This window comes from Gluconobacter oxydans DSM 3504, from assembly GCF_000583855.1.
GTDB classification, from domain to species: Bacteria; Pseudomonadota; Alphaproteobacteria; order Acetobacterales; family Acetobacteraceae; genus Gluconobacter; species Gluconobacter oxydans.
Window position 1 is genome coordinate 2,252,501 of record NZ_CP004373.1, and the last position, 17,403, is coordinate 2,269,903.

General features: G+C 63.4%; 16 protein-coding genes. 6 read left to right on the forward strand and 10 right to left on the reverse strand.

Annotated elements, in window-relative coordinates; all coding sequences use genetic code 11:
- Positions 1-61: 61 nt before the first annotated feature.
- Together GLS_RS09970 and GLS_RS09975 are read right to left on the reverse strand one after the other, a co-directional pair.
- Positions 62-2,428, reverse strand: a complete 2,367-nt coding sequence (locus GLS_RS09970) for a glucose/quinate/shikimate family membrane-bound PQQ-dependent dehydrogenase (RefSeq protein ID WP_041112107.1) — start codon at positions 2,426-2,428, stop codon at positions 62-64.
- Positions 2,429-2,695: 267 nt separating this feature from the next.
- Entirely contained in the window at positions 2,696-3,100 is a 405-nt protein-coding gene (locus tag GLS_RS09975) for a hypothetical protein (protein WP_024717091.1), read from the reverse strand.
- Between the two features lie 166 nt (positions 3,101-3,266).
- On the opposite strand from GLS_RS09975, the gene uvrB reads away from it, so the two are divergent.
- Both uvrB and greB read left to right on the forward strand, forming a co-directional pair.
- Positions 3,267-5,480: an excinuclease ABC subunit UvrB gene (uvrB, locus tag GLS_RS09980; RefSeq protein ID WP_052327658.1), complete on the forward strand. Its 2,214-nt coding sequence runs from the start codon at positions 3,267-3,269 to the stop codon at positions 5,478-5,480.
- A 104-nt stretch (positions 5,481-5,584) separates the two neighbouring features.
- Complete coding sequence (gene greB / locus GLS_RS09985; protein ID WP_041112108.1) at positions 5,585-6,091, forward strand: transcription elongation factor GreB; 507 nt, start codon at positions 5,585-5,587, stop codon at positions 6,089-6,091.
- Positions 6,092-6,110: 19 nt separating this feature from the next.
- On the opposite strand, the gene GLS_RS09990 is transcribed toward greB, so the two are convergent.
- Entirely contained in the window at positions 6,111-6,584 is a 474-nt protein-coding gene (locus GLS_RS09990) for an NUDIX hydrolase (protein WP_080691950.1), read from the reverse strand.
- Positions 6,585-6,670: 86 nt separating this feature from the next.
- Between GLS_RS09990 and gshB the strand changes: the two genes are divergently transcribed.
- Positions 6,671-7,648, forward strand: a complete 978-nt coding sequence (gene gshB / locus GLS_RS09995; protein WP_041112109.1) for a glutathione synthase — start codon at positions 6,671-6,673, stop codon at positions 7,646-7,648.
- A gap of 9 nt (positions 7,649-7,657) precedes the next feature.
- Here the strand turns inward: gshB and GLS_RS10000 are convergent, their stop codons facing one another.
- On the reverse strand, positions 7,658-7,852 hold the full coding sequence (locus tag GLS_RS10000; protein ID WP_041112110.1) for a hypothetical protein: 195 nt from the start codon (positions 7,850-7,852) through the stop codon (positions 7,658-7,660).
- 164 nt (positions 7,853-8,016) lie between these two features.
- Here GLS_RS10000 and GLS_RS10005 point away from each other — a divergent pair, with 164 nt between their 5' ends.
- The 3 genes from GLS_RS10005 (at position 8,017) to GLS_RS10015 (ending at position 10,897) form a co-directional block, all read left to right on the forward strand.
- Entirely contained in the window at positions 8,017-8,697 is a 681-nt protein-coding gene (locus GLS_RS10005; protein WP_011253381.1) for a class I SAM-dependent methyltransferase, read from the forward strand.
- An 86-nt stretch (positions 8,698-8,783) separates the two neighbouring features.
- A complete protein-coding gene (locus tag GLS_RS10010) occupies positions 8,784-9,950 on the forward strand; it encodes a cbb3-type cytochrome c oxidase subunit I (protein WP_041112111.1) in 1,167 nt (388 codons plus the stop codon).
- Entirely contained in the window at positions 9,947-10,897 is a 951-nt protein-coding gene (locus GLS_RS10015) for a heme o synthase (RefSeq protein WP_041112112.1), read from the forward strand. The genes GLS_RS10010 and GLS_RS10015 overlap by 4 nt, the downstream gene beginning before the upstream one ends.
- 196 nt (positions 10,898-11,093) lie before the next feature.
- Here the strand turns inward: GLS_RS10015 and GLS_RS10020 are convergent, their stop codons facing one another.
- The 6 genes from GLS_RS10020 to GLS_RS13290 all read right to left on the reverse strand — a co-directional run bounded on the left by GLS_RS10020 (position 11,094) and on the right by GLS_RS13290 (position 17,399).
- On the reverse strand, positions 11,094-12,044 hold the full coding sequence (locus GLS_RS10020; RefSeq protein WP_041112113.1) for a Tim44 domain-containing protein: 951 nt from the start codon (positions 12,042-12,044) through the stop codon (positions 11,094-11,096).
- Entirely contained in the window at positions 12,044-13,375 is a 1,332-nt protein-coding gene (locus GLS_RS10025) for a TldD/PmbA family protein (RefSeq protein ID WP_041112114.1), read from the reverse strand. The genes GLS_RS10020 and GLS_RS10025 overlap by 1 nt, the downstream gene beginning before the upstream one ends.
- On the reverse strand, positions 13,372-14,637 hold the full coding sequence (locus GLS_RS10030; RefSeq protein WP_041112115.1) for a M16 family metallopeptidase: 1,266 nt from the start codon (positions 14,635-14,637) through the stop codon (positions 13,372-13,374). The genes GLS_RS10025 and GLS_RS10030 overlap by 4 nt, the downstream gene beginning before the upstream one ends.
- Before the next feature lie 59 nt (positions 14,638-14,696).
- Entirely contained in the window at positions 14,697-16,097 is a 1,401-nt protein-coding gene (gene thrC, locus GLS_RS10035) for a threonine synthase (RefSeq protein ID WP_041112116.1), read from the reverse strand.
- Positions 16,098-16,120: 23 nt separating this feature from the next.
- The gene (locus GLS_RS10040; protein WP_041112117.1) at positions 16,121-17,104 is read right to left on the reverse strand and encodes a hypothetical protein; all 984 of its coding nucleotides are present in this window, start codon (positions 17,102-17,104) and stop codon (positions 16,121-16,123) included.
- A gap of 64 nt (positions 17,105-17,168) precedes the next feature.
- Complete coding sequence (locus tag GLS_RS13290) at positions 17,169-17,399, reverse strand: hypothetical protein (protein ID WP_148295924.1); 231 nt, start codon at positions 17,397-17,399, stop codon at positions 17,169-17,171.
- Between the last annotated feature and the right edge of the window lie 4 nt (positions 17,400-17,403).

Here is a 17,403-nt window from a genome sequence, read left to right on the forward strand (position 1 = left end):
AGGTCATGAAAAAAGGGGCGCTTCCCACAAAGGAAGCGCCCCTTTTCCTGGTTCTGCGCTCTTATTCTTCGGAGGGCAGGGCGTAGGCGATGACGTAGTCGCCGCGGTTTTTGTCGACGCCGGAGCGGGTCAGGCCGCCTGCGGTGACGACGATGTACTGTTTGCCGGTCTTGTCGGACATGTAGCTCATCGGAGCGGCCTGTGAGGCGACGGGGAGACGGGCTTTCCAGACGACTTCGCCGGTGTCGGTGTTGAGCGCGCGGACATAGTTGTCGAGCGTGCCGGAGAAGAAGACCAGGCCGGTATGGGTGGCCAGCGGGCCGCTCATGGTCGGCATTCCGAGCGGGATGGCGAGGCCGGGGACCATGCCGTGGACCGGCATGTCCTGGATCGTGCCAAGCGGCATGCTCCATTTGACCTTGCCGCTGCGCAGGTCGATGGCGTTCATCGTGCCATAGGGCGGTTTCACGCAGGGGAGACCGGCGGGGGAGAAGAACATCGAGCGGACGACGCCCCAGGGGGTGCCTTTCTGTTCGGAATATTCGCCTTCCGAGCTGGGTTTGAAGCCGCTGCGGCGGGCTTCTTCTTGCTTCATGAACTTGCCCCACTGGGCCATGCGGATGTCGTTGACCAGCAGCGTTCCGGTGCTTTCATCCACGGCGCCGCCGCCCCAGTTGATGCCGCCGTAATAGCCCGGATAGATGATGGTGGCCTGCTTCTCGTTGACGGGGGTGAACTCGCCTTCATAGCGGTAGGAGGCGAACTGGATGCGGCACAGGAGCTGGTCGAAGATCGTGCCGCCCCACATATCGCTGGGTTTCAGGCGCTCTGTTCCGATGGAGAGGGCGGAATAGGGCTGTTCGGGGGCGAGGTACTGGTGTTCCGGTGCGCCGTCCTGGGGGACTTTGCGCATTTCCACGGGGACGATCGGGGTGCCGTCGCGGCGGTCGAGCACGAAGATCTGGCCGCGCTTGGTCATGGCGATGATCGCCGGGCGGGTGCCGCCATGGCCGTCCGGAATGTCGTAGAGGATGGGCTGGGCCGTGGCATCGTAGTCCACGAGATCGTGGTTGGCGGTGCGGAAGTGCCAGCGTTCGTCGCCGGTTTTGGCGTCCACGGCGACGAAGGCGTCGTTGTATTCATCCGAGGCCTTGCTGCGGTCGCCGCCCCAGAAATCGGGGGTCTGGTTGCCGAGCGGGAAGAAGACGAGGTTGAGTTTCGGGTCGTAGCTGGCGGTGCCCCACATGTTGGGGGTTTCGGCGGGGTAGATCTCGCCTTCGGCCAGTGGTGTGGTGCCGCGATGCGGGTTGGTGGCGTCCCAGGCCCAGACCTGTGCGCCGGTGCGGACGTCGTAGCCGCGGACGACGCCGGAAGGCTCGCCTGTGCGCTCGTTATCGGCGATGCGGCCGCCGACGACCACGATGTCACCCGCCACGAGGGGGGCGGCGGTCGGGTAGTAGGAGCCGGGGGCTGTCGGGCCGAGGCCGGTCAGGAGATTGACGTTGCCGTTCGTTCCGAAATCCGTGCAGGCCTGGCCGGTGCGGGCGTCGATGGTGATGAGGCGGGCGTCGATCGTGGTGAGGACGATGCGCGAGGCGCAGGGCGCGTTGGCGTCCGTGGCTGTGCTGTCATGCCAGTAGCCGACGCCGCGGCAGCGCTGCCAGACTTTCGTCTGGGCGTGGGGGTCGAACTTCCACTTTTCCGTGCCGGTGTCGGGGTCGAGGGCCGAGACGATGTTGTGGGGTGAGCAGATATAGACCGTATCGCCGATCTTGATGGGGGTGCCCTGGAATTCGGCGCCGTTCAGCGCCATGTCGCCGGTGCGGTAGGTCCAGGCGACGCGGAGCTTGCTGACATTGTCGCGGTTGATCTGTGTGAAGCTGGCGTAGCGCGTGCCGGAAGCTGTGCGGCCATAGGCGGGCCAGTCATGGCCGGGCTGGTCGGAGTCGGCGGTGGACGCGGTTTCCTGCGGGTGGGTGGTGTCCTGCGGGGCGATGGTCGGGTGGACCCGGAACATGCCGGCGAGGAAAGCCACGATGATGGCGCCGAGTGCGCCGGAGGTGGCCCCTGTGACGGGGCGGGTGAAGTAGCGCCGGCCGGGGCCGCTGAGCCAGGGCGCCATGAGAGTCGCGATCAGGGCGACGCACAGGAACACGATCAGGCGGGAGAAGCTGGGCCAGAAGCTGGTGCCGACTTCGGCGAGCGACCACAGGGCTGTTGCTACAAGCAGGCCGAGGGCGATCCATGTCGAGAGGATGTTGCGACGGATCATGTAGACGCTGCTGGCCGCCAGCGCGATGCCGGCGAGGGTGTAGAACCACGAGCCGCCGAGGATGATGAGGTGGAGGCCTTCGATGATCAGGAAGGCGGCCATGAGGGCGCCCAGAATCCCGATGATCATGGAGAGCGTGCGGGGGCCGCTGTTCATTTGGGCAGGCCTCCTGCGCAGGGAGGCGTCTGGCGCGACGGGCTCTGTGCCGTTCTGCAGGGGAGATGAGGTGATCTGAAAAGCATCGGACTGAAATCCTTGGATCCGGATTGATCAGGACGATGCATGGCATGTCTGTGCTTGTGTTAAACGTAACGTTTATAGGAGCACATATAACATAATCATCAACATGATATCACAATATGTGTGTGATATGTTTTGACGCAAATGCCCGGGGCCCGGACGGGTGCCGGGCCTCTGGAGCGATCAGAAGATTTCCTTGATCAGGTCGTTGCCGATGCTGAAGCCGGCGCCGGCTTCGACGGAGCGGGCGAAGCCGGAATTGAGGATGTTCGAGACGAAATTGTTGTCCGGTACCGGCTGGACGGGGGCCTGCTGGGTCGGGGCCTGATAGGTGGTCTGGCTGCCGTAATCCTGCTGGGCGTTGGCGAGGGCGGCGTGGAGCTGTTGCAGGAGGTTTGTGACCTGCTGCTGTTCGGCCTGGAAGGCGAGGGCGAGTTCGCGCAGGTCGAGGGACCATTCGCGGGCCTGCATGTCGCCACCCTGGGCGGCGGCCTGCATCTTGGACCCCAGGGCCTGAAGGGCCTGGGCGGACTGCTGGGCCTGTTGCTGGAGCTGGTTGTAGGTCTGCTCGATCGTCTGGACGTCCATGACGGTTCTTCCTTCAAAGATACGGGAGTGTTGATACCCCCGGGGAACGAGTCTCTCCATCCCTTTCAGCAATAAATTGTCATAAAGATACGCAGGTGGAATGCTGTCTTTACGCAAGAGGGTGGGGAAGGCTCTTGCTGTCCGTGATGCGCTTTCCCATCTTGGCATGATGGCCATAAAAGAATCCTCGTCCGTCCGTAATGCGACCGCAATGCCGTTGACCCAGTTCCTGCCGGAGCGGCAGCCTGCGAAGGCGAAGACGCGCAAATTCGTTGTCAAATCGGATTACGAGCCGGCGGGCGATCAGCCGACGGCGATTGCGGAGCTTGTGCAGGGCGTCGAAGGTGGCGAGCGGGATCAGGTCCTGCTTGGCGTTACGGGCTCGGGCAAGACGTTCAGCATGGCGAAGGTGATCGAGGCGACGCAGAAGCCGACGCTTATTCTTGCGCCGAACAAGACGCTGGCAGCGCAGCTTTATGGGGAGATGAAGCAGTTCTTCCCGGATAATGCGGTCGAGTATTTCGTGTCCTACTACGATTACTACCAGCCGGAGGCGTATGTGCCGCGGTCGGACACGTATATCGAGAAGGACAGCCAGATCAACGAGCAGATCGACCGGATGCGCCATGCCGCCACGCAGGCGCTGCTGGAGCGCAACGACGTTATCATCGTGGCGTCCGTATCGTGCATTTACGGTATCGGGTCGGTTGAGACGTATTCGAAGATGGTGGTGCGGCTTGAGGTTGGCGGGTCGATTGACCGCGACCGGCTGATCAAGGCGCTGGTGGAGTTGCAGTACCGGCGCAATGATGCGGCGTTCGAGCGCGGGACGTTCCGGGTTCGGGGCGAGCAGATCGATATTTTCCCGGTGCAGAACGAGGACCGGGCCTGGCGGGTGTCGCTGTTTGGCGATGAGATCGACCAGATCGTGGAGTTCGACCCGCTGACGGGGAACAAGACGGCAGATCTGGCGGAAATCAGCGTCTATGCGAACTCGCATTACGTGACGCCGCGGCCGACGCTCAATCAGGCGATGATCGGGATCAAGAACGAGCTTCGGCAGCGTCTGGCGCAGTTTACCGAAGAGGGGAAGCTGCTGGAGGCGGAGCGTCTGTCGCAGCGGACCACGTTCGATCTGGAAATGATCGAGACGACCGGCGCGTGCAAGGGGATCGAGAACTACTCGCGCTATCTGTCCGGGCGTGGGCCGGGTGATCCGCCGCCGACTCTGTTCGAATATCTGCCGGAAGATGCGCTGCTGATCGTCGATGAAAGTCATGTCACGGTGCCGCAGATTGGCGGGATGGAGCGTGGGGACAGGGCGCGCAAAAGTGTGCTGTCGGATTACGGGTTCCGTCTGCCGTCCTGCATCGACAACCGTCCGCTGGCGTTCGGGGAATGGAATGCGTTCCGGCCGCAGTCGATCTTCGTCTCGGCGACGCCGGGTCCCTGGGAAATGGAGCAGACGGGCGGTGTGTTTGCCGAGCAGATCATTCGTCCGACGGGGCTGATTGATCCGGTGACGGATGTGCGCCCGGTCGAAGGGCAGGTCGATGATCTGCTGCATGAATGTCGCGAGGCGATCAGCAAGGGCGGGCGTGTTCTGGTCACGACGCTGACCAAGCGGATGGCCGAGGATCTGACGGATTATCTCGGGGAGGCGGGCGTCAAGGTCCGGTATCTGCATTCGGATGTGGATACGCTGGAGCGGATCGAGATCATCCGCGATCTGCGCCTTGGGGCGTTTGATGTGCTGGTCGGGATCAACCTACTGCGTGAGGGGCTGGATATTCCGGAATGTTCGGTCGTGGCGATTCTCGATGCGGACAAGGAAGGGTTCCTGCGCTCCAGGACGTCGCTGATCCAGACGATCGGACGTGCGGCGCGTAATGTCGATGGGCGTGTGCTGCTTTATGCGGACAAGATGACGGACAGTCTGAAATACGCAATCGAGGAAACGGCGCGGCGTCGGGCCAAGCAGACGGAATGGAACGAGGCGCACGGGATTACGCCGATGACGGTGCGCTCGAAGATTGGCGATGCGCTGTCTTCGGTGTTCGAGCAGGATTATGTGACGGTGGCGCCGGACGGGTCTGGCGATACGGAGCAGTTTGTTGGCAAGTCCCTGCCGGCGACGATCCAGGAGCTGGAAAAGCGGATGCGGGAGGCTGCGGCCAATCTCGACTTCGAGCAGGCGGCGCGGCTGCGCGACGAGGTCAAACGTCTGGAAGCGATCGATATGGGGCTGGAGCCGCCGCCGATTGCGAACTCGACCGCTGGGCGGCCGGGCGCGCGGAAGGCTCCGAAAACGCCTGTGCCGCTGGGACCGGGTGGGGGCGGCTACGATCCGGCGAAGAAGAAGCGTGGCCGGGGGCGTTGATCCGGGCCATACGGTCTTTTCGATTTTTGGACGTTGCTGGTTTTTTCAGGATCTGAACATGGGTTTTTCGTTGCTGGTTTCTTCGGTGGGGGCAGGTCGGGCGCATGGCTGAGAAGACGCCGCTGTCGCATTATCTGTCGCCGAAGGGGGCGGCCGTCATGCGCGCCGAGTTGAAGGAACTGGCGCAGAAGGAGCGGCCGCGGATTGTGGAGATCGTGTCCTGGGCGGCGGGGAATGGCGATCGTTCGGAGAATGCGGATTACCAGTATGGCAAGCGCCGGTTGCGGGAAATTGACCGGCGCATGCGGTTTCTGGGCAAGCGGTTGGAGAATGCGGTGATCGTGGATCCTGCGGCCCAGACGACGCGGGACCGTGTGTTTTTCGGGGCGACCGTGACGTATGTGGACGAGGATGACGTCGAGCATACGGTGACGATCCTTGGTGTGGACGAGTCTGATCTGGCGCGGGGGGAGGTCAGTCTGGTGTCGCCTGTGGCGCGGGCGCTGATGCGGACGCGGGTCGGGGATGTGGCGATGTTGCAGACGCCGCGTGGGCCGGTCGAGATCGAGATTTTGAAGATTGTTTATCCGGTGGCTGTGGCGGCGGACTGAGCGCTCGGGACAGAACAGCTCAGGGCAGGAGTATGCCGTCGCGCAGACGTTCGGTTGTCTCCCACAGGGTTGTGCGATTGGAGTCCCAGATCAGGTGCTGGCGCGCGTTTTCGTAGGAAAACCATTCGCAGGTCGTGTGCTCAGGCGAGAGAGACAGGGTCTGTCCGGTGGCATCGGCTGCGAAGCAGTGTTCAGGGATGGCATAGAGCAGCGGTGACCATGTGGCGTGGGCAGCGAAATGGCTGACCGGGATGGTGGCGCTGGCCTGTAGCGGGAAGGGGAGCGTGTCTGCAGAGAGGCCACTTTCTTCCTTCATTTCGCGCTTTGTGGCCTGAAGCAATGTTTCGCCGTCGTCACTCCCGCCTGTGATGGCTTGCCAGTCCCCGGAATCGCTGCGCCGGAAGAGGGCGTATTCGGTGTCGCTGCCGGTTTTGCGGAAGGGTAGGACGAGGACCTGGCACGGGGCGCGTCTTGGCGCGGTCAGGGTTGGCAACTTCGCAGAAGGGGGATTTTGAAAAACCGGGGTGTGCGGTTACAGAGGACTGGACCACTCCTCTTTCTCCCTGCCGGAGTTTTCCGATGTCCCGTTCTCTTCGCGTTGCTGTCCAGATGGATCCTCTGGAGTACGTCAATATTGATGGTGACTCCACGTTTGCGATGATGCTTGAGGCGCAGGCGCGCGGCTATGAGCTGTGGGTCTATCCGGTGACGACGCTGAGCCTGGTCGAGGGACAGGGTAAGGGCGGACGTGTGCAGGCCCGGGCACGGCGCGTCGAGGTGCGGCGCGAGCGGGGCAATCATGCGACGTTCGGCGAGGAGCAGGTGCTGGATCTGGGGCAGACGGATGTGATCCTGATGCGTCAGGACCCGCCGTTCGACATGGGCTACATCACGGCCACACACATGCTTGAGCATGTGCATGGTGTGGGCGAGGGGCGGTCGCTGGTGGTGAATGATCCGGTGGCTGTGCGCAATGCGCCGGAGAAGCTGCTGGTGACGCATTTTCCGCATCTGATGCCGCCGACGCTCGTGACGTGGGACACGCGCGAAATCCTGGCGTTCCGCGAGAAGTATCAGGACATCATCGTCAAGCCGCTTTACGGCAATGGCGGATCGGGAATTTTCCGGATCAAGCCGGATGATGAGAACCTCGGTGCGCTGCTGGAGATGCATTTTGCGCGTTCGCGTGAGCCGCTCATGATCCAGCGCTATGAGCCGGCCGTGCGTCAGGGCGACAAGCGCATCATTCTGGTGGACGGTGAGGCGATTGGCGCGATCAACCGGGTTCCGGCGACGGGTGAGGCGCGGTCGAACATGCATGTTGGCGGTCGGGCCATGAGTGTGGAGCTGACGCCGCGGGATAGGGAAATCTGTGAGTCGATCGGGCCGTATCTGCGCGATCACGGGCTGATTTTCACGGGGATCGACGTGATCGGCAACTGGCTGACGGAAATCAACGTCACGTCGCCGACCGGTCTGCAGGAGCTGGACCGTTTTGACGGGATCAACAGCGCCGGGCTGATCTGGGATGCGATCGAGAGGCGTGTTCTGGCCTGAGGGGCCCGGTCAGGATTTATCGTCTTTGGGCGGGGGCGTGTAACTGAACGGAAGCTGGGCTTCGGGTGCATTGTCCTCGACGGGGGCGGGGTTGTCTTTCCCGAAACGGTTGCTGAACCAGGCGATAACCTGCTGGCGGAAATACAGGAAATAGATTCCGGCCCAGATGATGAATGTGAGCCCCACGAGGGAATAGATCAGCACTGTTGTCCTCCTCGGGCCTGTCCGATGTGTCGCTTTGAAACGTCTTGCGCACTGCGTGTCTTGCCAGATGCATATCCGGGAGGGCAAGAAGGTGCCAATTGAACATGTTCCGGACAGCTCTGGCCTGTTGAGGGCCGGGCGGACAAAGAAGGTCGCATATCATCATGTCCTCAACCCTTTCCCCGCGTTCGGCACTGGACGCGGAAGCCGTCAAGACGGCTTATCGCCGATGGGCCCGCGTTTATGATACTGTTTTTGGCGGTATTTCGGGGTACGGACGTAAGAGAGCAGTGGCTGCGGTCAATGCCCTGCCAGGCGAGAGGGTTCTGGAAGTCGGCGTTGGAACGGGGCTGGCCCTGCCGTCCTATTCCCGCGACAAGCGGATCACGGGAATCGATCTTTCCGAAGACATGCTGGAGCGTGCGCGCATCCGCGTCCTGCAGGATCATCTGACGAATGTGGATGATCTGCTGGAAATGGATGCGGAAGCCACGACGTTCGAAGACGACAGCTTCGATATCGCCGTTGCAATGTTCGTCGCTTCCGTCGTGCCGCATCCGGACCGGCTGCTGGCCGAGCTCAAGCGTGTCGTGAAGCCGGGCGGACATATCCTGTTCGTCAACCACTTCCTGGCGACGGGTGGTCTGCGTCTTTCGGTCGAGCGGGGCATGGCCCGCGCATCGCGTTCGCTGGGCTGGCATCCGGATTTTGCGATTGAATCGCTGCTGCCGCCGGAAGACCTGCGTCGCGCCACGCTGACGCCGGTTCCGCCTGCGGGGCTGTTTACACTCGTGACATTGCCGCAATGCGAGAGTAAAAGCGACGCAGCAGCCCTGGTCGCCTGATCGGCGTTTGGTTCCGCACTTGTGTCGGCGCCGAGTATTCCGACGCTCGCTGCGGTATTCCTAGTTCAGGGACCGACTACGCGATCATGACTTATCAGGCCGTCGATACTGCCCCAGCCCGTTCCAGCCGCCGAGTCGGAACGTCTTTCATTCTGCTGGCACTTTTTGCCGGTCTGCTGGGCGGGTCGCTGGCTCTGCCAATTCTTCAGACACATCCCACGAGCGGCCAGGCGTTCTGCCACGGTATTCTCATGACGTTCTTCGTCATGTGCCCTGCCGCGCTTGGTGGTTTTGGCCAGTGGCTTCTGCCGTCCGCGCTGGGGACTGACCGGACGGTGCTTCGGGGCCTGACGATGGCCGGGTTCGGGTTCCTGTCTTCCGGCGTGGTGCTGCTTCCGGTTCTGCCGTTCGTAGCTCTGCTGCTGTGGTCGGTCGGGATTCTGGCTGTGGCGATTGACGTGATCACCACATGCCTGGAGGGACGGACCTGTCGTTTCCGTGACATGTCGCCGCTGGCCTGGTCGCTGCTGGCGACGGCGTGCAGCGTTGTTCTCGTGGCGCCGGTTCTGGCGGCGGTTGTGACGCGCGGCATGATGGACGGGATTACGACCACGGCCCTGATCGAGACGCTGCATCTTCCGGAAACCGCGCTGATGCTGACGCCTGCTCTGGGACTGGTGGCGTCCGCGCTGCTGTCGCGCTCGTCCAGGGGGGGCGCGTCCTGGACGGTGGCGCCTTATGTTTTTGGCGTCATGGGCATTGGTGGTCCGCTTCTGTGGATGGACGGGCTGTATGGCTCGCTTCCCGCTGGCGTGACGGCCAGCCTTGTTTTTGTGACGCAGATCGTGCCGTCGGTGGTGCTGATTGGTGCGCTGTGCCGGGACGTGTGGCAGCAGAAGCGGGATCTGGATGGTGCCGCGCTCTGGGCGATCGGCAGCATTCTGCTGTTCACGGCGGGATGGCTGTCTGACTGGCTTCCGGGACATTCGGGCGATCATACGGCTGTGGCGTTCGGCGGTATCATGGCGCTTTGCGGTGGGTTCTATGCCTGGGTTGAGATGCTTCTCCCCCGTCGGATTCCCGTGATGATGAGCCGGCTGCATGCCGGGCTGATGCTGGTCGGGGCGTTCTGTTCGATCGTGCCGGGCGTCATGATCTATGGTGAGGTTCTTATGGGGATCAGTCTGCTGGCCTTTGGTCTGGTCGGGCTGTTCCTGTTGAGGGAGACCGGGCGTGCCCGGGTCTCGGCATGAGCGATACGGCGACACCTTTAGCCCCTTCGGGGGTTTTTTCCGTTCCGGGGAAGGATGGTGATCCGTCCCTGCGTGAATGGCTGGCGCTTCTCAAGCCGCGTGTGATTTCGCTGGTGGTGTTTACGGGTGCCGCTGGCATGGCTGTGGCGCCCCGCTGGCCGTCCATTCCCATCGGGCTGATTACCATCCTGTGCATCTGCATCGGGGCAGGCGCCGCGGGTGCGATCAATATGTGGTATGACCGCGATATTGACGCGATCATGAAGCGGACGGTCGTGCGGCCCATTCCCGATGGGCGGATGCCGGAGCAGGCGGCGCTGGTTTATGGCGTTGTGCTCTCGGTTCTGTCGGTGGTGGTGCTGTGGCTGGCGACGAATGCGCTGGCGGCGGGGATCCTGGCGTTCTCGATCTTTTTCTACAGCGTCATCTACACGATGTGGCTCAAGCGGAGCACGCCGCAGAACATCGTGATTGGTGGGGCTGCGGGCGCGTTTCCGCCGATGATCGGCTGGGCTGCGACCATGAACTCCATGGCTGTGCTGCCGGTGGCGATGTTTGCGATCGTGTTCCTGTGGACGCCGCCACATTTCTGGTCGCTGTCGCTTTATGCGTGCAAGGATTACGGCAAGGCAGGCATTCCGATGCTGCCGGTCGTGAAGGGCGCACGGCATACGCGGTGGCAGATCCTGATCTACACGTTCATTCTTACGGCCGTTTCGCTGGTGCCGAGCTTCGTGCATGAAGTCGGGCTGACCTATACGGTTGTGACCAGTCTGCTGGATCTGGGGTTCATTCTCTGCGCGTTCCGGGTGCTGATGGACAAGCAGGATGCGGAAGGGGTGAGCCTGACGAAGGACAAGCCGGCGCGGTTTGCGTTCCGGTATTCGCTGGCCTATCTGTTCCTGCTGTTCTGTGGGCTGCTGGTTGACCGGGTTCTGATCGGATGAACATGACCACTGATATTGATCTTGCCCGCAAGCGGCGTCTGAGCCGGATTACGGGGATTGTTGGTGGTGTGGTGCTGCTGGCTGTGATCTTTTACGTGATTACGCTGACGCGGCTGTAAGGGCCGGAGTTCAGCTTTTTATTCAGGCAATAAAAAAGGCCCGGGGTTTCCCGGGCCTTTTCTGTTTCTGGGGCTTTTTAACCAGCCTGCTGGATGGCGGAAAGGATCCAGTTGCCGCGGCCATCAGCACGGACGAAAGTCCAGAGTTCGGTCACGGTGACGGGCTCGGTGGAGCTGCCGTCGATGACGTTGCCCATGGAGTCCGTGGTGACGTCCGTCATGGAATAGCGCATGGCGACCGTGGCGTAGGTCAGGTTGCCTTCGCGCCAGGCTTCGGAGAGGTCACCGCGCTGGAACTGGACGTTGGAGACGATGTTCCGGGCGCCGCGGCTGGCGAGATCGGAAAGCTGGGCGTTGAAATAGCCCGTCATTTCCGGGGTTGCCATGCTGGCGAGGGCGCGCATGTTCTGTGCGCTCCAGGCAGCCTGGATGTCGAGCAGAAGGCGCTGGAAACTCAGGTAGTCGTCATTGGTCAGCGTCACGGGTGTGCTGCCGCCTGCGTTGCCGAAGGAGGATGCACCTGCGGAAGAGGGCATGCCCATCGGGCTGCGCTGGCCACGGTTACCGAACATGCGCAGGACGAAGGCGATCAGGCCGCCGATGATGAGAACCTGCAGCAGGAAGCCGAAGAACGACGTGCCGCCGGTCATGCCGCCCATGAAGCCGTGACCGCTCAGCAGACCGAACAGGCCTGCGCCCAGAAAGCCACCTGCAAAGCCGCTCAGGAACGGATGGCGGACCGGGTAGGAGGGTCTGTAGACCGGGGCGCCGAAGCCGGGCATCGGGCGGGCCGGAGCGGCATAGCCCGGTGAGCCGTAATTGGGCGAAGGACGCGGGGTTGCGGACTGGTCCATCGGGCGGGCCCAGCCGGGCGTGATGGATGTGCGCGGCGGGGCGCTCCAGGTGTGGGAGCCGCGGCTTCCGATGGAGCTGCCGCCGCCCGGGCGCGCATCCGCTGTTCCCAGCGCGCCGAGGCTGACAGCGCAGAGGAGGGCGAGGGCGGTCGTAGAAAGTCGGAATTTACGCATCAAAGTCCTGCAATGTTCATGCCGTCGATCCGGATACTTGGCGCATTAACGCTCTGCCGGAACATTAGATCACTGCCCGGAATCATGCGGGCAAACATGTCCTTGAGATTGCCGGCCACCGTGAGTTCGGCAACGGGTTCGGCAATTTCGCCGTTGCGGATCATGAAGCCCGAAGCGCCACGGCTGTAATCGCCGGTCAGCATGTTGACCGACGAGCCCATGAGCTCGGTGATCAGGATCCCTTCACTGATATCGGAACGCAGGGCCTCGGAAGAAAGGGTTCCGGCTGCGAGATGAAGATTTGTCACACTCGGGGAGGGCGGTGAGGCGACCCCGCGGCTCGCGCGGCCGTTCGTGGGCATGTTGAGCTGGCGGCCGCTTCGGGAGTCGAGCAGCCAGGTCTGGAGCACGCCGTCCGCGATCAGGTCCAGCGGCAGGGCGGCGCAGCCTTCGGCGTCGAAGGGGCGGGAGGCTGCACCCCGGATGCGGCGCGGGTCGTCATGGACGGTCAGGCCGGCGGAGAGGATCTGCTTGCCGAGGCTGTCCTTGAGGAAGGACGTTCCGCGCGCGATGGCGGCACCATTGATGGCGCCGACCAGATGGCCGAGCAGGGTGCCGGAGACGCGCGGGTCGTAGATAACGCTGTAGGTGCCGGTGCGGGGGCGGCCGGGATTGACGCGGGCCAGGACGCGCTCGGCGGCTTCGCGGCCGATGACGGCCGGGCTTTCGAGATCCTCGAGATGCACGGCGCTGCGGAAGGCGTAGTCGCGCTGCATCGTGGGGCCTTCGCCGGCGAGGACGCTGGCGCTGGTGGAATGTCCGGTGCGGCTGTAGGCGCCGAAGAAGCCTGCGGAGGTGCCGAGTGCGACCGAGGTGCGACCGTGACCGGCGGAGGCGCCGTTGGTGTTGGTGATGCCTTCAAAGGACAAGGCGGTGTCTTCGGCTTCGCGGGCGCGGGCGAGGAGGTCGTCCATGCTCGGGGTGGAGCTGCATTCGAGGTCCAGTCCGGTGGCGTCGAAACGGCCCTGAAGGGCGGCTTCGGCGAGGCCGGCATACTGGTCTTCGGGGACCACGAGAGCCATGGCGCAGGCCTGCTCGGCCAGACGGTCGAACTCGGCCTCGTTCAGAACGCTTGTCGAAACCGTGGCCGCCCGCTTGCCGCGAAAGACGCGCAGGCCGAGGGCGACGCTCTCGGAGCGTTCGATGCCTTCGGGGACACCCTTGCGAACGAGTGCGGACTCGGACTCATCGCGGACGAGGATGGCGTCCGCATGGTCCGCGCCATGACGGCGGGCTGCGGCAAGGAGGGCTTCGACGGGCGTTGTGGTCATGCGGCGAGCCTTGCTGTGATGTCCTCGAGCGAGGGCATGTTGTCGATGGGGCCGATGGCGGTGAAGGTTGGCGTGCCGGAGAAAATGGTCCGGGCGACGCGCAGGATGTCCTCTTCCGTCACCGCGTCGATCTTGGCGACCGTTTCGGCCGTTGGGACGGGGCGGTTATGGACCTGGATCTGGCGGGCGAGCTGTTCGCAGCGGCTGCCGGTGCTTTCCAGAGACATCAGGAGCGAGGATTTGAGCTGGGCGCGGGCGCGGGACAGCTCTTCCGCGGTCAGCCCGTCCTGCAGGCGCTTGAGTTCGTCGATCATGACGGGGACGAGCTCGGCGGTCTGTTCTTCGCCCGTACCAGCGTAGAGGCCGAACAGGCCGCTGTCGCTGAAGGGGGAGGCGAAGGAATAGACGCTGTAGACCAGACCCCGACGCTCGCGGATTTCCTGGAACAGGCGCGAGGACATGCCGCCGCCGAGGAGCGTCGAGAGGATCATGACCGCGTAATGGTCGGGGTGCATGTAGCTGACCGAGGGGAAGCCCATGACGAGATGGGCCTGATCCAGTTCGCGGGTCGTGCGGAGTTCGCCGCCTTCATACGCGGCCGCGCGGGGACGGGGCGTCTGATGGGTTGGGAGGTCGCGGAAATGCTCCTTCACCAGATCGACGACCTGCTGATGGTGCAGGTTTCCGGCAGCGGCGATGGTGATGTTGTGGGTCGTGTAGTGCTCGCGCATGTAGGACATGAGCGTGTCGCGGGTCATGGTCGAGACGCGTTCTTCCGAGCCCAGTGTGGGGCGGCCCATGGGCTGTTCGGGGAAGGCGCGTTCCTGGAACTGGTCGAAGATGATGTCGTCGGGGGTGTCGTTGGCCTGACCGATTTCCTGAAGGATCACGCCGCGTTCGCGCTCGATTTCGGCATCGAGGAACGTGCTGTGGGTCAGGATGTCACCGATGATGTCCACGCCGAGGGCGAGGTCGTTCTTCAGCAGTTTAACGTAATAGGCGGTGGTTTCGCGGGCGGTATAGGCGTTGATGTAGCCGCCGACATTCTCGATCTCCTCGGCGATGCGGGAGGCGGAGCGGCGCTCGGTGCCCTTGAAGGCCATGTGTTCGAGGAAGTGGGAGACACCGTTATTGTCGGCGGTCTCGTCGCGCGTGCCGATGGAGACATAGGCTCCGAAGGAGACGGTTTCGACGCGGTCCATCCGTTCGGTGATGATGGTCAGGCCGTTATCGAGTCTGGTGACTTCAATCGTATCGGGCATGAGGTTCCGTATTGTCGAAGGAAGGCAGGCTCCCCGGCTGGGGAGCCTGTGTTGGACGATCAGCCGCGCCGGATATGGGCGCGGACGGCGTCCTGAAGGCCGGCAATCTGACTGTCCATGCACTCATAGCGCTCGGTGCGCTCGAACAGGTCGGACAGGTGCGGCGGGAGTTTGGGGTGGATGCCGGTGGCGGCGATCACGGCGTCCGGGAACTTGGCCGGGTGGGCCGTGGCGGCCGCGACCATGGGGATGCCGGGTTCCTGGAAATGCTTGCCGACGGCGAGGCCGATCGCGCTGTGCGGGTCCGCGAGATAGAGGCTCTCGTTATAGAACAGGCGCATGGCTTCGCTGGTCTGTTCGTCGGTGAGGGTCATGCCCTCGAACACCTCTTTCATGCGGGTCCAGGCGTCGTGAGGGACGGCCATGCGGCCGGTCTCGCGGAACTCACGCATGATGGCGGCGCAGCGGGTGGAGTTGCGGTCCAGCAGTTCGAACAGCAGGCGCTCGAAGTTGGACGAGACCTGAATGTCCATCGAAGGCGACAGGCTGGGCTCGACCGTGCGCACGCTCATGTCGTTGTCGATGACGAAACGAGTGAGGATGTCGTTGCGGTTGGAGCCGATGCAGAGCTTCTTGATGGGCAGACCCATCTGCTTTGCGGCCCAGGCGGCAAGAACGTTGCCGAAATTGCCGGTCGGGACCGAGAAGGAGACTTCGCGGTCCGGAGCGCCGAGAGCCAGGGCCGCGCGGACGTAATACGGGATCTGGGCGGCAATGCGGGCCCAGTTGATCGAATTGACGGCCGAAAGCGAGACCTCGTCACGGAAGGTGTGGTCGGCGAACATCGCCTTGACCAGGTCCTGACAGGTGTCGAAATCGCCTTCGACGGCGATGTTGAGGATGTTGTCGTCCTGAACGGTCGTCATCTGGCGGCGCTGGACGTCGGACGTACGGCCCTTCGGGTGCAGGATGACGACGGAGAGGCGTTCGCGGCCGCGGCAGGCCTCGATGGCAGCAGAACCGGTGTCGCCGGAGGTTGCGCCGACGATTGTAACGTGGCGGTTGCGCTGGGTCAGGACGTGGTCGAACAGGCGGCCGAGCATCTGCATCGCCATGTCCTTGAAGGCGAGCGTCGGGCCGTGGAACAGTTCGAGGGAGTACAGATCCTGCTCGACCTCGACCAGCGGGACGACGGCGGCGTGGTCGAAATCCGCATAGGCGTCACGCGTCATGTCGCGCAGGGTGTCGACGTCGATCGCGCCTTCGGTGAAGAGGGCGATGACTTCGGCGGCGAGGTCTGGATAGGAGAGCGTGCGCCACTCGCGCAGGGTCTGTGGGCTGATCTTGGGCCAGCTCTCCGGCATGTAGAGACCGCCATCTCCCGCCAGGCCGGCGAGAAGGATGTCAGAGAAGTTCGGGGCGTCGGCGGTCAGCTCGCCGCGGGTCGATCGGTAGCGCATGGGGAAATTTATATCACGTCCTGTCAGGGCAAGGCGATGCGAAGAATGTGGGTTGTGCCATCTTCCGTGGCCAGAACGGCCATCTGGTGGCTGTCTGAGACGGCGGGGGCGCCTGCATCGAAGAGGCGCTGGTCACGGAGGATCCGCAGCGGGATGCGGTCGCTGCCGAATTTCAGGATGCTGCCGACGGTGATGTCGGACAGGTAGAAGGTGTCATCCGGGGTCAGGGTCGCGCCGCCGAGGCTGGGGGTTGTCCGCCACTCGGTGATGCCGTCGAGCTGTTCGACGGCGGTGAAGGTCGTATCGGTCAGCAGGGCGGTTTCGATGCGGGACATGGGGCCGCAGGCGGGCTGGTAGAAGAGCCACTGGCCTTTCGCATCCAGCATGAGGAAGCGCACATTGCCGCCGGCCATGGGGTGTCCGTCCGGTCCCATGCGCGGCTGGTTGTTGCGCAGGAGGGGGTGACGGCCGGTGAGGGACATGTCGTAGGGCAGGAAGCGGGTGGCCTTGCCGGTCTGGAGGTTTGCCACGACGAGGGCGGGTTTGCCTTCATCGGCCAGATAGGCGTGGATATCGTGGACCTGCAGGGCGATCAGGTTGCTGCCCTGCACCGTGGCGCCGCTCAGGGGAATGCGGGACTGGACCGATCCGTCCTGCGACATCCGGATGAGGGCGGGCTGTGCGCCGGTTGCCAGGCCCCACAGATCGGTGCCGGACCGGGTCAGCGCGACCAGGCGGTCCGTGGGCTGACTGGGGCCGGGAAGGGGAGAGACCGTATTGGCAGCGTCGATCCGGACGGGATGTCCGTTGGTATCGAGGGCCAGATAGGTCCCGTTTTCGGCGGCGAGCAGCGTTGTGGGCTGTAGGCCCGGGAGCGTTGCGTCTGCTGTGATGGACGCCTGAACGGGAGCGTCCTGCCAGGGATGATCCGCTCTGGCGGGGGTGGCCATGACGGCCAGTGCCGCAAGGCCGGTAGCGGCGGCGACGTGCAGGAGACGGGTTTTCATGCCTCTGACATTGCCCTGCCAGCCGTGTTTGGCAAGTCAGAAGTGGTCTGAACGTGCCATCAGTTCAGGACTGGGATTCTTTTTTGGTGTTGTCTTTTGCACCGTCAGGATGGGTTTCGGCGGCTTTGGCCAGCCGCTCGACCATGCGGGGCGAGGGCTTGGGGTTGGAAAGCCAGGGCGAGAGTTCGTGCTCGACGGGGAACAGCACGGCGGCATGCATCAGGAGGGCGGCTTCGACGGTCAGGCACTCGATCGACCATCGGTTGTCCGGGCAGGCCGTCGGACAGTTCCGCAAAGTC

Coding starts and splice junctions, on each gene's coding strand:
- GLS_RS09970 (WP_041112107.1), bottom strand. CDS start 2,428: ATGAACAGCGGCCCCCGCACGCTCTCCATGATCATCGGGATTCTGGGC.
- GLS_RS09975 (WP_024717091.1), bottom strand. CDS start 3,100: ATGGACGTCCAGACGATCGAGCAGACCTACAACCAGCTCCAGCAACAG.
- uvrB (WP_052327658.1), top strand. CDS start 3,267: ATGATGGCCATAAAAGAATCCTCGTCCGTCCGTAATGCGACCGCAATG.
- greB (WP_041112108.1), top strand. CDS start 5,585: ATGGCTGAGAAGACGCCGCTGTCGCATTATCTGTCGCCGAAGGGGGCG.
- gshB (WP_041112109.1), top strand. CDS start 6,671: ATGTCCCGTTCTCTTCGCGTTGCTGTCCAGATGGATCCTCTGGAGTAC.
- GLS_RS10005 (WP_011253381.1), top strand. CDS start 8,017: ATGTCCTCAACCCTTTCCCCGCGTTCGGCACTGGACGCGGAAGCCGTC.
- GLS_RS10010 (WP_041112111.1), top strand. CDS start 8,784: ATGACTTATCAGGCCGTCGATACTGCCCCAGCCCGTTCCAGCCGCCGA.
- GLS_RS10015 (WP_041112112.1), top strand. CDS start 9,947: ATGAGCGATACGGCGACACCTTTAGCCCCTTCGGGGGTTTTTTCCGTT.
- GLS_RS10020 (WP_041112113.1), bottom strand. CDS start 12,044: ATGCGTAAATTCCGACTTTCTACGACCGCCCTCGCCCTCCTCTGCGCT.
- GLS_RS10025 (WP_041112114.1), bottom strand. CDS start 13,375: ATGACCACAACGCCCGTCGAAGCCCTCCTTGCCGCAGCCCGCCGTCAT.
- GLS_RS10030 (WP_041112115.1), bottom strand. CDS start 14,637: ATGCCCGATACGATTGAAGTCACCAGACTCGATAACGGCCTGACCATC.
- thrC (WP_041112116.1), bottom strand. CDS start 16,097: ATGCGCTACCGATCGACCCGCGGCGAGCTGACCGCCGACGCCCCGAAC.
- GLS_RS10040 (WP_041112117.1), bottom strand. CDS start 17,104: ATGAAAACCCGTCTCCTGCACGTCGCCGCCGCTACCGGCCTTGCGGCA.